The sequence below is a fragment of the Pacificoceanicola onchidii genome (genome assembly GCF_004804335.1).
GTDB lineage: Bacteria > Pseudomonadota > Alphaproteobacteria > Rhodobacterales > Rhodobacteraceae > Pacificoceanicola > Pacificoceanicola onchidii.
In genome coordinates, this window is the sequence record NZ_SRXY01000002.1 from 137,180 (window position 1) to 150,325 (window position 13,146).

12 protein-coding genes are annotated in these 13,146 nt (G+C 62.8%); 6 read left to right on the plus strand and 6 right to left on the minus strand.

The features are described from left to right. Positions 1 to 11 precede the first annotated feature (11 nt). Both E4662_RS05940 and E4662_RS24215 read right to left on the minus strand, forming a co-directional pair. Positions 12 to 665: a VPLPA-CTERM sorting domain-containing protein gene (locus tag E4662_RS05940; RefSeq protein ID WP_136440561.1), complete on the minus strand. Its 654-nt coding sequence runs from the start codon at positions 663 to 665 to the stop codon at positions 12 to 14. Positions 666 to 776: 111 nt separating this feature from the next. After that, positions 777 to 2,840, minus strand: coding sequence for a PIG-L family deacetylase (locus E4662_RS24215; protein WP_206080259.1), 2,064 nt, complete (start codon positions 2,838 to 2,840; stop codon positions 777 to 779). Positions 2,841 to 3,303: 463 nt separating this feature from the next. Between E4662_RS24215 and E4662_RS05960 the strand changes: the two genes are divergently transcribed. Both E4662_RS05960 and E4662_RS05965 read left to right on the plus strand, forming a co-directional pair. Continuing rightward, positions 3,304 to 3,927 (plus strand): nucleoside triphosphate hydrolase, encoded by a 624-nt coding sequence (locus E4662_RS05960; protein WP_136440568.1) that lies wholly within the window; start codon positions 3,304 to 3,306, stop codon positions 3,925 to 3,927. Between the two features lie 100 nt (positions 3,928 to 4,027). After that, positions 4,028 to 4,786 (plus strand): substrate-binding periplasmic protein, encoded by a 759-nt coding sequence (locus E4662_RS05965; protein WP_168797907.1) that lies wholly within the window; start codon positions 4,028 to 4,030, stop codon positions 4,784 to 4,786. Between the two features lie 105 nt (positions 4,787 to 4,891). Here E4662_RS05965 and E4662_RS05970 read toward each other — a convergent pair whose 3' ends face one another. Together E4662_RS05970 and E4662_RS05975 are read right to left on the minus strand one after the other, a co-directional pair. Beyond that, positions 4,892 to 5,719 (minus strand): avidin/streptavidin family protein, encoded by an 828-nt coding sequence (locus E4662_RS05970; RefSeq protein ID WP_136440572.1) that lies wholly within the window; start codon positions 5,717 to 5,719, stop codon positions 4,892 to 4,894. Then, complete coding sequence (locus tag E4662_RS05975) at positions 5,716 to 6,885, minus strand: pepsin-like aspartic protease (RefSeq protein ID WP_136440574.1); 1,170 nt, start codon at positions 6,883 to 6,885, stop codon at positions 5,716 to 5,718. Before E4662_RS05975 ends, E4662_RS05970 begins: the two co-directional genes overlap by 4 nt. Positions 6,886 to 7,048: 163 nt before the next feature. Between E4662_RS05975 and E4662_RS05980 the strand changes: the two genes are divergently transcribed. From E4662_RS05980 to E4662_RS05990, 3 genes are read left to right on the plus strand one after another with little or no spacing between them, the layout of a single operon-like run. After that, positions 7,049 to 8,728 carry a sensor histidine kinase gene (locus E4662_RS05980; protein WP_136440575.1) on the plus strand — a complete coding sequence of 560 codons (1,680 nt, stop codon included), beginning with the start codon at positions 7,049 to 7,051 and terminating at the stop codon, positions 8,726 to 8,728. A gap of 2 nt (positions 8,729 to 8,730) precedes the next feature. Beyond that, positions 8,731 to 9,117, plus strand: a complete 387-nt coding sequence (locus E4662_RS05985) for a response regulator (protein ID WP_136441034.1) — start codon at positions 8,731 to 8,733, stop codon at positions 9,115 to 9,117. A 5-nt stretch (positions 9,118 to 9,122) separates the two neighbouring features. After that, entirely contained in the window at positions 9,123 to 10,391 is a 1,269-nt protein-coding gene (locus E4662_RS05990; RefSeq protein WP_136440577.1) for an adenylate/guanylate cyclase domain-containing protein, read from the plus strand. A gap of 12 nt (positions 10,392 to 10,403) precedes the next feature. On the opposite strand, the gene E4662_RS05995 is transcribed toward E4662_RS05990, so the two are convergent. Beyond that, positions 10,404 to 11,384 carry an SLAC1 anion channel family protein gene (locus tag E4662_RS05995; RefSeq protein ID WP_136440579.1) on the minus strand — a complete coding sequence of 327 codons (981 nt, stop codon included), beginning with the start codon at positions 11,382 to 11,384 and terminating at the stop codon, positions 10,404 to 10,406. A gap of 172 nt (positions 11,385 to 11,556) precedes the next feature. Here E4662_RS05995 and E4662_RS06000 point away from each other — a divergent pair, with 172 nt between their 5' ends. Continuing rightward, complete coding sequence (locus E4662_RS06000; RefSeq protein ID WP_136440581.1) at positions 11,557 to 11,919, plus strand: hypothetical protein; 363 nt, start codon at positions 11,557 to 11,559, stop codon at positions 11,917 to 11,919. 113 nt (positions 11,920 to 12,032) lie between these two features. Here the strand turns inward: E4662_RS06000 and ychF are convergent, their stop codons facing one another. Then, positions 12,033 to 13,130 (minus strand): redox-regulated ATPase YchF, encoded by a 1,098-nt coding sequence (ychF, locus tag E4662_RS06005; RefSeq protein WP_136440583.1) that lies wholly within the window; start codon positions 13,128 to 13,130, stop codon positions 12,033 to 12,035. Positions 13,131 to 13,146 lie beyond the last annotated feature (16 nt).

A 13,146-nucleotide genomic window follows, 5' to 3' on the forward strand; every position in this document is an offset into this window, starting at 1 on the left:
TCTGTTCTTGATCAGCCGCGCTTGCGACGGCGCAGCGCCGCGAGGCCACCCAGCCCGGCGAAAAGCAGGCCCGCGCTTGCGGGCAGCGGCACCGGCGCGGTGTGTTCAGGGTCCGGCGGCGGGGCCGGAATGGCATTGGTCAGGGCAAAGCTGTTCAGAAGCAGTGCGCCCGGGAAATACGTTCCGTCGCCGCTCGTATAGAGCACTTCAAAAGACAGCGATGTAAAGCTGCTCCCGGTCCAAATCATGGTACCGGCACCGAGATCGTCTCTTCTTGTGGTGCTCACTCCTAAAAGCCCGGGCCCCGACAGATCTCCTGTCACGCTGTCCGGGTCAGCGATACTGCTACGCGTGACGCCGTCGATTGTGAATCGGTCGATGTATTCACCAAGATTGATGTAAGACACATCAATGGTGAACTCCGTGATGGCCGTATCAAACGTGAACGAAACCGTCGCCCATTCATTGGCGGCTGTCGGCCCATTCCAGATGCTTGTTGTCCCATGCGCCGCGAAACCGGTCGTGGTGAGCGTCACGCCCACCCGATCCACCGTCGTGGTCCCACCGATTGTCGTGCCATGTGCAAAGGAAAAGTTCGACGCCGTGAGCGCCTGTGCCGCCGGAGCCAGCAGAGCCAGGCCCATGGTCAGAATTGCAGATTTCATATACACCCCCAAAATAACATACATTCGAAGGTTTTTTTAAAATTCGGATATATCGTCAAGAGCCGCGCACGCTTACGTAACGTGAGCCTGCGCCGCACCCAGCCGAGCCGATCAGGCAAACGCCGCGTCGTCTTCCTCCGCCTCATCCTCTTCAGCCTCCAGATACTCTGCCTCCAGCGCGTCCAGGATCCCGTCTGTCAACATGTGCTGAAACGCAGACGCCGGCTCCGCAGCCTGTTCATAGACGGTTTCCGACTGCACATATTCGCGCATCATCCATTCGCGGTAGGCGTCGATCAGCGTGCCGTCCGGGGCAAAGACCTTGTAGTCATAGGAGGCATACTCAAGGAACGCCGAGCGCACCGCGTCCAGCGTGTCGCCCTCGACGTTTTCCTCGAAACCCCAGGTGGCATAGCCGGTGTAGCTGGTCAGGGTGAAATCCGCCGCATAGCTCTCCGCCGCCTCCACCGCGAAATGCGCGCCAAAGACGTGATCGGAGTGTTCCAGATCCGTGTGCGGCGAGTCGAAATCCTGAATGTGGATGTGGTCAGGCTGGTGCAGCGCCATCAGCCCGGCGGTCAGCGCGGTCATGTCCTCGGCGGTATAGGTCGCGGCCCCGTCCACCGTGGTGACCTCGGGGATGGTGCCTTCCCAGAGCTTTTGCAGGCTCTGCCCGTCCTGCGCCTCCGAGCCGCTGCCATCGCCAAAGCCATCGGGCGTGCGCAGGAAATAGAGCCGCACCTGCGGCGCGTCTTCGAGGTAGGAACTGGCCAGCGCATAGGTCTGCCCGTCCTGCGAGACCTCGACCGTCTCGTCGATCCAGGCGTTCTCGACCCCGGCCATATTGGCATAGGCCGCCTTCATCCCCGCTTCGCGCGCGGACCAATACGCCTCGTCCTCGCCCGCATCGCCAGCGGTCTGGTAGACGGTTGTCACCGCCTCGCCGGATTCAATCTGCGCCAGCAGCGTTGGATTCATGAAGAGCAGATCGTCATCCTGATGAGCCACGATGAACATCTCGCCGCCGGTGCCGATCGGGCCGGGCGCTGTAGGGTCCTCCGGCTCTTCCGGATCCTCAGGATCTTCCGGCTCCTCCGGGTCTTCTGGATCTTCCGGCTCTTCGGGGTCCTCTGGATCTTCCGGCTCCTCCGGGTCTTCAGGATCCTCCGGATCTTCCGGCTCTTCGGGTTCTTCCGGCGGCGGGGCGGTGGCCACGCTGATGTCCAGAACCGCGCCAATCAGCGGCGAGTCCTCGGGCCAGTTGCTTTCGCCGACGAGCATCCCCTGCCGCACGGCCTCTTCCGGCACGATGCCCTGCGCTTCGGCCAGCCGGACGCCATCCTTTTCGATGTACATCACGCCATGCGCATCCACGCCGGACACCCACTCTGCCTCTTCGCCTTCCACAATGGCGCCCTCGGCGACCACGCGGTAGGCCACGCCGTCCTGCCAGAACTCCAGCATCATGTCAGAGGTGTTCTCCACCTGACCAAACAGGATGTTGTTGCTCGCCGGACCATCACCGAAATCATAGACGCGCTGCCACGAGCCGCCCTGAATGTCATCGAACCGCGCCGTGGCGGTTATCGCAAAGACCCCACCCGTCACGCCCGGTGTACCGGGGTCCGGGGGATCCACCGGATCGGGCACAGGCTCTGGCTCTGGCGGCTCAACCGGATCCGGCGGCGGTGGTGGCGGAGGGGGCGGTGGTGGATCATCCGGCACGTCGCCTTCGTTCACCAGATCAAAGGACAGGATCTCCCCATCCAATGCCGAGCCCCCGGCCCAATCGGTCATCCCGACCAGTTGCACATCGCGTGGCACATCCAGCGGCACCGCCCCCGGCCCTTCGGCCAGCAGCGTGCCGCCGCTTTCGATCCACATGCGCCCGCCCGCGTCGACGCCTACGGAGAACGCCTGCTCCGCGCCTTCGACCAGGGCATCGTTGGCCACCAGCCGATACGCCTGCCCGTCTTGAAAGATGTAAAGCAACAGATCCGCGCTGTTTCCGACCTGCATGAGGCTGACCGTGTTCGCCCCGGTCGCCGTGCCGAAGTCAAACACCGTCTGCCACGCCGATCCGGACAGATCGTCAACGCGCAGGGTGACCGTCAGCGCAAAGGCGCCATCAATGTCCGCGCCGCTGTAGGGCGCCAGAGGATCAACCGGGGGCATCGTGCCTCCTTGGGGGTTAGAACCGCGCATCACTGCGCCGAATTGGGCGCGCAGGAAAACGGGGCGCGCGTCGAAACGCTAAAAACCATTCAAAACTGCAATCTTACGTTGATTAAACACGTTAAAGGCGCAAATGCGCAGGCTTTTGCGGTTTCAAAATGCGAAAAGCTGCGTTTCCAAGCCCGAACCAATCAAATTCTCTCTGTTATACCATGAACTTACGTTACGTTAACCGGAAAAAACACCTTTCTTAACAATGCCGCATTGTCCGCGAACAGAGCTGATCGTGTCGATTTTTTCGGCATCGGGTTCTGATTCGGCTTGGGATTCGGGCAGGTTGCCTGCATCCGCAGCCCGCCATGGGCGAGAAGGCGGACCACCGCCGCAGCCTAAAAGAGCAAGGCTTTGCAAGGGGTGCACGCAGGCTCTAAGATCAGGCTCCTGCGCCAACGCCAGAGGCCTCATGTCGATCCAGAAAAACGCCGACCGTCTGACCAAGGAAATCGCCGCGCTCCCGGCGCGGCAGGGCCGGACCCTTGTCGCCATCGCCGGTGCTCCGGGCTCCGGGAAATCCACGCTGGCCGAAACCGTTGTCGCTCTTCTGAATGCGGCAGGCATGGCAGCCGTGATGATGCCCATGGACGGGTTCCACCTCGACAACCGGCTGCTGGAAAGCAAAGGGCTGCTCGCGCGCAAGGGCGCGCCGGAAACCTTCGACTTCGGCGGGCTGGAGGCGGCGCTGCACCGGGTGCGCGCCGGGGATCAGGTTTTTTTGCCGGTGTTTGATCGCTCCCGCGAAATCGCCATCGCCGCCGCCACGGAAATCCAGCGGGACACGCGCTTTGTGGTGGTAGAGGGCAACTACCTGCTGCTGGACGAGCCGCCCTGGACCGCCCTCGCCCCGCTCTGGGACATGACTGTGTTCCTCGATGTGCCGCTGGTCGAGCTGGAGCGGCGTCTGATCTCGCGCTGGATCGGCTTTGGCTATGACATGAGCACCGCCCGCGCCAAGGCGGAGTCCAATGACCTGCCAAACGCCCGCTGCGTGACCGCCGGATCGCGCGCCGCGGATCTGGTCCTGACCTGAGCACTTCTCGACATTCTGCACATCCGGGGGTTGAGCTTTGTGGCGAAACTTCCGCCCCTGCCCTATCAAATACATGGGGACAGGAAGAGAGGGCACATCCATGCGCAAGCTGATCGCGGTGGGGTTCATGGTTTTCGCCGGTTGGGCGGGCAGCGGTCTGGCAGAGGACAAGATCACATCGGTCCTGCATGCCACGCCGGAATGGACCGGCTTCACAAATGCGGACGGGAGCGGCATCTACAACGAACTGCTGGCCGAGATATTCGGCGCGGCGGGCATCACCGTTGAGCGCCGGACCGTGCCGATGAACCGCGCCGTGGCGCTGGTCGAGCGCGGCGAGGCGGATCTGACCGGTGGCTTTCGCCCGGATGATCGCAACTTTGCCAATGTGCCGATCTACGAGACCACCTTTGCCGCCATGTACCGCGCGGACAGCGGGCTGGACCTGACCAGCCCGGAGCACCTCAAATCCCTGCGCGTCGCCACCGCGCCGCAGGTCAGCACCACGCTGGGCGAGGACCTCAACGAGGTCGACAGCCGCAGCCAGGCGGCGAAGCTGCTGGTCTCCGGGCGGGTGGATGCCTATGTGGACCTGCGCCTGCCGCTGGAGAAATTCCGCAGCACCGGTGAGGCGAACCTCGATGTGGCCAATGCCTCGGACACGCGGTTTGACATCAACCCGGACGACTGGGTGATCAGCACCATCGCCTCGACGCAGCTCTATATGCTCTTCCCCGACACCCCGCGCGGCAACACCCTGCGCGCGGTCTACGAGGACGGCACCCGCGCACTGGCCCGCTCCGGTCGGCTGGCAGAGCTTTATCAGCAGTACGGGCTGGAAATTCCGACCGTGGAGTGAGTTTGGACGGGGAGAAAATTTTGCCGGGGCAAAATTCTTGTTGGGGGCCAGCCCCCGTCCTGCGGACTCCCCCGAGGTATTTTTGGCCCAAAGAAACCGGGTGGGTCAGCCCGGCGTGAAGGTTAGCCCCCGGGTTCGCACGCCAGCGTAGCGCGCCGCCCATGTGGTGCCGCAGGACCGCATTTCCAGCACCTTGAGCGCGCCGGAGGCAGGGTCGATCCAGCCTGCGAGCGTGATTGTTTCGGGATTGCCGGTGGTGGGATCGGTGTTCAGGGTTGAGAGCGTGTAGCTTTGGTAGAGTGCGCCATCGCCGGGGTAGGCCTTGTCATATTGGCCGAGCAGGCTGCTGGTGACGCCGTTGGCGGTGTAGCTGCCGCCGAAGAGACCTTCGAAAGGCTGGTTCTGGGTGAAGCTGATCGAGGGGTCTTCGGTGCAGGTCCATGTTTGTGCAGGCACATCCGCGAGATCCGGTTTGCAGGGCTGGGTTTCGGCCCCGCTGTCTGCCGCGCCCGGCGGGGTGCGCGTGTAGACCAGCTTGTCGCTGCTGATGCCGGTCTGGAATTGTTGCGTACCGCCGAGCGGTACCGGGTTGGGCGCAACAAACTGGTGGATCAGGTTGAGCACCGTGTTGCCGTCCGCATCCATCACGTATTGCCCTGCCAACCCGCTCACGCAGGACCAGCTGGGATCGCCCTGCCCGCCATCCAGCGAATGCCAGCCGATGTTCAGGCTCACCGTGAAGCCGTCCGATCCGGCAACCGGCGCGGCGCTGGAGGGCTGGGTGTAGCCCAGCACCTGGTAGGTGCCCGAACTGCCCGTGGTGGAGGCGTAGGTGCCGAGGATCATGCCGGTCTGCGGATCGGAGGCCAGCGTCATCTTGGAGTTGTAGACGTTGTACCAGACCCCATCGATTGCGTTTGCCACAGCGCTCATGCCCCTGCCCCTTTTCCTGTCAATTCATCAAAGACCGCGCGCAGATCGTCCGACCCCTTGATCGGCGTGACCGCGTTGTCGTTCTGGATCACCGCCGGGCTGCCGATCTTGTTGAAGATCACCACGCCCACGCCCTGCGCTTTCATCTCGCCATTTACTTCAACGTAATCATAGACATAGACCGTGTAGAGATAATCCATGATCACCGAGCCCACCAGCAGCAATTGCGGCAACTCTCCCAGCACCGCGAACTGCGGCAGGGTCTCGCCCGCGTTTTCGCCCTCTTCGATGGTGCGCATGTAAAGCTCCGGCGGGACCACCAGCGTGCCGCTCTCCGCGCCCAGAGCATTGCCGACCTTGATCGTCAGTGTGTTGGTATTGCCGCCCAGGTTCGCCTTGATCTTGTCGATCGTGTCCGGCCCGCCCTTGAACCGGGAAGAGCCGCTGTCGAGGCAGAAGAACACATCGTCCAACGTCAGATCACCGATGCTCACCGTCGCACCGGCCGTGGTCCAGATGTAATCCACCGACGGGATCGGCGTGTAACTGTCGAACGGAAGGGCGATGAACTGCGATGTATCAATCCCGCTCCAGTCCACATCGCCGATCAGGCAACTGCCCTGTTTGGTCTCGCGGTTCCAGTCGAAGCAGACCCAGGCCTTGTTCGGATCAACCGCGCCTTCGTCCAGCATCGCCTGCATCATGTTGGTGAAGCCTTGCTGCATCTCTCCCTGCGCAGGCAGGGCGAGGCAGGCGCTCCAGTCGATTTCTTCGAACTGCGGGCCGCTGTAGGACACCGCCACGCCGAAGGTCAGGCTCTGCGACAGACCGCCGGGCAGGTTCACCACATCAGTGCCGATCTTGGCCTGCAGGCTGCCCCAGGGGCCGTAATCCAGATCGACAACCTTGCCCTCGTCGTCCTGTTGGTAGGTGCTGGACAGGCCCGGATCAAAGCGCGGATGCATCAGGCAGGCTTCTGTGTTGCACAGCGTCGAGGTCACCCAATCCATGTTGGTCCCCGTGTCCAGCGCGAAATACTGCACCTGCGGATTGTCCGATGTGCCCACGGACAGCGGCGCGTACCACGGCGCGGCGCCATTGTCCTGATACGGTCCGCAAAACATCGCAATGTTGAACGACCCGGGCGAATCTGGATGAACTGCCATTCCCTCACTCCCTGAAAGGTTGATTTTTTAACCATTAGTGAAGCGACATTTACCGTTGGTCAACTTCCAGCTATGCCGGTATGCAGGAAATTCTTGCCATCAATGCCCGTCTTGCGGGTATACCAAGGCAAACGGCAGAGCGAACAGGCGGGGCACGGCAGGCATGAGCAAGAGCAGGATCGGGATCTGGTCCAATGCATCCCTGACCCTGAAGTTTCTCGCCATTGCGGTGCCGCTCACGCTGGTGGTCACCATGACAACCTTTGCGCTGATCGAACGCGAACGCCGCTCCGGCGCGGCGCAGGCGCTCGATGATCGCATCTCGAAACTGGCAGAGATCCAGGGCGACGCGATTTCCGGGCCGGTGTGGAATTTCAACCAGACCCAGATCGACCTGATCCTCGAGGCCATCGTCAATGACCCGGACCTCATCGGCATCACGGTGCGCGACGAGCGCGGCGAACCGTTGGGGCGTATCGGCCTGACAAGCGGTGATGCGGTGCGCGCACAGACGGCTCAGATCTTTCGCGTGAAGGACCAGCCGGAGCCGCTTCTGATCGGGGATATTGCGCTGCATTATACCCAAGGCAGGCTCGACTCCGCGGCACAGCAACAGGTGCAGAACGCCATTTTGCTGACCGCCTTCATGGCGCTGGCGCTGACGGTTTCGGCGCTTGTGGCGCTGCAATACGCGGTGCGTCAGCCGCTGGTGCGCTTTGGCAAGGCGATTGATGCGGCGCAGGAAACCAGCCGCTACATCCCCGTGGAAGTGACCACCGGGGACGAGATCGGCAATCTCGCCGGGGCCTACAACACCCTGCAACAAAAACAGAAATCTGACGAAGCGGAACTGCGCCGCATTCAGGACAACCTTGAAACCCTCGTCGAGGATCGCACCGAGGAACTCAAGAATGCCATCGACACGCTGAAGGCGCGCGAGCGTGAGATCCTGCGCGCCCGCGATGATGCGCGCAACGCGCTCAACAGCCTGCAACGCACGCAGGACCGGCTGGTGCAATCGGAGAAAATGGCCAGCCTTGGCCAGCTCACCGCCGGGATCGCCCATGAGATCAAGAACCCGCTGAACTTCGTCAACAACTTCTCCTCGCTCTCCGAGGAACTGCTGGAAGAGCTGACGGACATCGTGCAGGCCTGCGCGGACAAGATCGAGGCCGAGCAGGCCGAAGACGCCATCGAGCTTGTCGAAACGGTGTCCGGCAACCTGCACAAGATCCAGGAACACGGCCGCCGCGCCGACAGCATTGTGCGCAACATGCTGCTGCACTCGCGCTCCGGCCCGACCACCCTGCAGGACGCCAACATCAATGCCATCGTCGATGAGGCGCTGAAGTTGTCTTTCCACTCCGCCCGCGCCGAAATCGACGGCTTCAACATCGAGATGATCTCTGAACTGGCCGATGGCCTGCCGCCGGTGCCCTGTTTCCCGCAGGATCTCAGCCGGGTCTTCATCAACATCCTCTCCAACGGCATGTATGCCACCCACGCCCGCCGGACCTCGGGCGAGCCGGACTACGCCCCGGTGATCCACGTCAGCACCCGCGACACCGGCACCGGAACGCTTGAAGTGATCATCGAAGACAACGGCCCCGGCATGAGCAAAAGCGTGATCGAACAGATCTTCACCCCGTTTTACACCACCAAACCGGCGGGCGAAGGCACCGGCCTTGGCCTGTCCATCTCTTACGACATCGTCGTCACCCAGCACGGCGGCGACATTGTCGTGACCAGCACGCCCGGCAGCGGCGCACGGTTTGTCATCACCCTGCCCCTGACAGGACGGGAAGACACCCCGCCCGGCGCGAACAAGGAACCCACCTCGTGACCATGACCCCCGTCAGAATTCTCGTCGTCGATGACGAGCCGGACATGGAGCCGCTGTTCCGCCAGCAGCTCCGCCGGGACCTGAAGAAAGGCCGCTTCGAGCTGTCCTTTGCCACCTCCGGGCGCGACGCGCTGAGCCTGATGGACGAGGACGAGCCGCCAAGCGTGGTTCTGGTGCTCTCGGATGTGAACATGCCCGGCATGTCCGGGCTGGAACTGGTCGCCCGCCTGCGCCCCCTGCGCCCGAGCCTGACAATCTCCATGGTCACCGCCTATGACGATGACGAAACGCTGGCCGAAGCCCGCGCCCGCGGCGCTGATCGCGTGTTTTCCAAGCCGATCGATTTCGCCCTGCTCAAGGATTACCTCAACGATCTGATCGCGGCCTGACACCTATGACGAACACCCCTCCGCGCATTCTCGTGGTCGATGATGAACCCGACATCGAAAGCCTGATCCGCCAGAAATTCCGCCGCGAGATCAAGGCCGGCACCTATGACATCCGCTTTGCCCGCGACGGGGTCGAAGCGCTGGAGAAACTCGCCAGCGATGCCCCCATCGACGTGGTCTTCTCCGACATCAACATGCCGCGCATGGACGGGTTGAGTTTCCTGTCCGAGCTGGTCCAGAGCGCCGAGCCGCCGGCGGTGGTCATGGTCTCCGCCTATGGCGACATGCCCAACATCCGCGCCGCGATGAACGGCGGAGCCTTTGACTTCCTGACCAAACCCATCGAGTTCGACGACCTCTCGGCCACTTTGCAAAAATGCCTGTCGCACCGCGATCAGCTGCACCAGTTGCAGGAAGAGACCACCCGCGCCCGCGCCGCCGAGGCCACCCTCGCCCGCTACTTTGCCCCCGCCGTCATCCACCAGCTGACTGCCAGCGGCACCGCCTATTCCCCGGCCTCAGAACGCCGCACAAGCACCTTCCTCTTCACCGATCTGGAGAACTTTCTGCCGCTGGTGGAGCGCGCCGAGCCGCAGCCTGTCATCGACCTATTGAACGGCTATCTCGACGGCATCACCCGCTGCGTCTTTGACCACGGCGGCACCATGCTCAAGATCATCGGCGACGGGGTGCATGCGGTCTTTGGCGCGCCCTTCGATCTCGACGATCACGCCCGCGCCGCCACCCAGTGCGCACTGGCCATTGATGCCTTTTGCGAAGACTTCCGCGCCAGACAGGAGGCCTCCGGCGTGCCTTTGGGCAAAACCCGCATCGGCGTGCACACGGGCGAGGCGATCCTCGGCAATTTCGGCGGTGACATGTATTTCGACTATGCCGCCTACGGCAGCGCCGTGAACATCGCCTCCCGGCTCGAAGGGGCCAACAAGGTGCTGGGCACACGCATCTGCGTGTCTGAAACCACCGTGGCCGCCTATCCCGATTTCACCGGACGCCAGATCGGCGCGCTGCGCCTGCGTGGCCGCGATGCGCCCCTGCGCAGCTTTGAGCCCCTGCCGCCCGAGGCCGCCTCTCCCGAGGCGCTCACCCACTATGCCGAGGCCCTGGAGGGGTTGCAGGCGGGCGATCCGGAGGCGCGCGCGCGGCTCGTGGCGCTGATCGCCGCCAACCCGGACGACGCCCTCGCCGCCTTCCATCTGGCGCGTCATCTCGCGGGCACCTGGACCCCGGAAATCGACGTCAGCGCCCTGAGCTGACCGGGCGCAGGCTTACTCCGGCCTGCAAATCTCACCCCGGGCCGCGCCCAGCCCGGTACGCCAGATCAACCCGGCCACCAGCGCCACCAGCAAGGCCAGCAAAGCCCCGCCCGCCAGATCATGCGCACCGGACCCGGCCAACGCGCCAAACCGCAGCGTCGCCACGGTCAGCGCCGCCACCGGAAAGCTCAGCGCCCACCACGACAGCGCAAACGGCAACCGCATCAGCGCCGGCACCTGCATCAGGACAACCCCGGCAAAACTCACCGCCGCATAAAACAGCACCCGGGCAAAGGCATCCAGAACCCCGCCATTGAGCGACAGCCAGGCAAGGAAACCCACCGCAGGCGGCGCGATCAGGATCACCAGCGTCGGATAGAGCCGCCCCGGCAAGGGATCGTGGAAAATCAACCGGTTCATCACCAAAGTGAGCAGCACGATCCAGAACGTCAGGCCGGTGGCAAAGAACAGCCAGCTCAGCTCGACAAACCCCAGCGGCACCCCCGCAATCGGGGCCACCACGTTGCCCACCGCCGGAATGAACCACGCGGGCGAGATATGCATCGGCTGAAAGCTGCGCCGCCCGATCCAGCCGGACATGACGCTCAGGAACAAAACGATCTGCAGGCCCGCCCCAATGAGCCAGACCACCCGCGCCACCGCCTCGAATTCCGCGCGCAGCGCCGTGCCGATCAGCATCAGCGAAATCGACATGGCCGGGAAGAAGGCCATCTTCACCGGATGCCCCCATTCCGCCGTCACCGCCGCCCTGTGCTGCAGAAACTTCACCCCGTAAATCCCTGCTACGGCGAGAAAATCCGTAACCGTCAGCCAGAGCGCAACCTGCGCAAGCCCCGCCCCCATGCCAAACCGCTCGGCAGAGAGATGCAGCGCCAGTGTCAACCCCGCCAGCCCCATGACGGTTGCAAAAAACGTCACCGGAAAATGCGCCAGACGCGCCTCTTCCGGGGCCATATGAACAGAATCGGACATCGCGCGTCCTCCGTCTGAAAAGATACATCACACTTCTGGAATATCTCTTACACCCGCGCGTTGACCCAGATCAACCATCCTCAGGTCGCGCCCTTCTTGACCCGGCGAAGCCGATCTTGACCTCCTGCGCATCAGTCAGCATACAACGGTATACAATTCAGGAGTCATCGCGATGCCGCCAGTGGAAACATATTCGGAATGCCTCGGCATCGCCCGCGGCGAACTCCAGCTCGGGCGCGATCTGATCAAACGCGCTTTGCGCGATCACGACAACCATCGCGGCGATCTGCTCTGGCAACTGGCATCGGTTGACAAGGCGCTCGCCGCGCTGTCCCAAACGCCCCCACCCTCACCCTCGCCCCGGCGCATCACCGAAACCATCGTCAAAACCTGCCGCACAGCAGGCGCCCTGTTCACGGCGGCCCGGGCGATTGACCATGCAACGCGCGGCGCAGACCTCTTCTCGCCGGACACCCACGCCCGCCTCAAACAGATCAGCGATGACCTGTTCCAACGAACCGGACCAAAATCCTGATCCACCGCAGGTCCAAAACCGCGCCGCGCCCTGCTTCTTCTCTGTACAAATATCCAAAAACAAAAAAACGCGCGGGATGTCCCGCGCGCTCCACTCCAGACTCGGCAAAAACCTCAGGTGTTAAACAGGAAGTGCAGAACGTCGCCGTCCTTCACCTCGTAGCCTTTGCCTTCCGCGCGCATCTTGCCCGCGTCCTTAGCCCCCTGCTCGCCATTGGCCGCGACATAGTCGTCATAGGCAATGGTCTCGGCCCGGATAAAGCCTTTCTCGAAATCGCCGTGGATCACACCCGCCGCCTGCGGCGCCAGCGTGCCGGTCCGAATGGTCCAGGCCCGCGCCTCTTTCGGGCCAACGGTGAAATAGGTCTGCAGGTTCAAAAGCGCGTACCCGGCCTTGATCAACCGGTCGAGACCGGCCTCCTCCAGCCCCAGTTCCTCAAGGAATTCCGCCGCTTCCTCGGCCTCTAGCTGGCTGATCTCTTCTTCGATCTTGGCAGAGATGACCACGTGGGAGTTGCCCTGTTTGGCGGCCATCTCGGCAACCTTTTCGCTCAAAGCATTGCCCGTCCCGGCCTCGCTCTCATCCACGTTGCACACGTAAAGAACCGGTTTCGAGGACAGCAGTTGCAGCATCTTCCACTGCTTCGCGTCCTCTTCGTCCACTTCGACAACCCGCGCGGGCTTGCCGTCTTCCAGAGCGGCCAGCGCCATCTTCATCAGACGCTCCTGCTGCACCGCTTCCTTGTCGCCGCCGCGCACCTTGCGCACAATGTTCTGGAGGCGCTTTTCAAGGCTCTCCATGTCGGCAATAATCAGTTCCGTTTCAATGGTTTCCGCATCCGCCACCGGATCAACGCGGCCATCGACGTGGGTCACGTCATCGTCTTCGAAACAGCGCAGCACATGGGCAATGGAATCCGTCTCGCGGATGTTCGCCAGAAACTGGTTGCCCAGCCCCTCGCCCTTCGATGCGCCTTTCACCAGACCGGCAATATCGACAAAGGTCATGCGCGTCGGAATGATCTGTTTGGAGCTGGCGATCCCCGCCAACGTGTCGAGCCGCGCATCCGGCACGGCAACCTCGCCTACGTTCGGCTCAATGGTGCAGAACGGGAAATTCGCGGCCTGCGCGCTGGCCGTCTTGGTCAAGGCGTTGAAAAGTGTTGACTTTCCCACGTTGGGCAAGCCCACGATACCCATCCGAAAACCCATGTTCTGCGCTCCTGCC

Coding starts and splice junctions, on each gene's coding strand:
- E4662_RS24215 (WP_206080259.1), bottom strand. CDS start 2,840: ATGCCCCCGGTTGATCCTCTGGCGCCCTACAGCGGCGCGGACATTGAT.
- E4662_RS05970 (WP_136440572.1), bottom strand. CDS start 5,719: ATGAGCGCTGTGGCAAACGCAATCGATGGGGTCTGGTACAACGTCTAC.
- E4662_RS05980 (WP_136440575.1), top strand. CDS start 7,049: ATGAGCAAGAGCAGGATCGGGATCTGGTCCAATGCATCCCTGACCCTG.
- E4662_RS05960 (WP_136440568.1), top strand. CDS start 3,304: ATGTCGATCCAGAAAAACGCCGACCGTCTGACCAAGGAAATCGCCGCG.
- E4662_RS05985 (WP_136441034.1), top strand. CDS start 8,731: ATGACCCCCGTCAGAATTCTCGTCGTCGATGACGAGCCGGACATGGAG.
- ychF (WP_136440583.1), bottom strand. CDS start 13,130: ATGGGTTTTCGGATGGGTATCGTGGGCTTGCCCAACGTGGGAAAGTCA.
- E4662_RS05990 (WP_136440577.1), top strand. CDS start 9,123: ATGACGAACACCCCTCCGCGCATTCTCGTGGTCGATGATGAACCCGAC.
- E4662_RS05940 (WP_136440561.1), bottom strand. CDS start 665: ATGAAATCTGCAATTCTGACCATGGGCCTGGCTCTGCTGGCTCCGGCG.
- E4662_RS05975 (WP_136440574.1), bottom strand. CDS start 6,885: ATGGCAGTTCATCCAGATTCGCCCGGGTCGTTCAACATTGCGATGTTT.
- E4662_RS05965 (WP_168797907.1), top strand. CDS start 4,028: ATGCGCAAGCTGATCGCGGTGGGGTTCATGGTTTTCGCCGGTTGGGCG.
- E4662_RS05995 (WP_136440579.1), bottom strand. CDS start 11,384: ATGTCCGATTCTGTTCATATGGCCCCGGAAGAGGCGCGTCTGGCGCAT.
- E4662_RS06000 (WP_136440581.1), top strand. CDS start 11,557: ATGCCGCCAGTGGAAACATATTCGGAATGCCTCGGCATCGCCCGCGGC.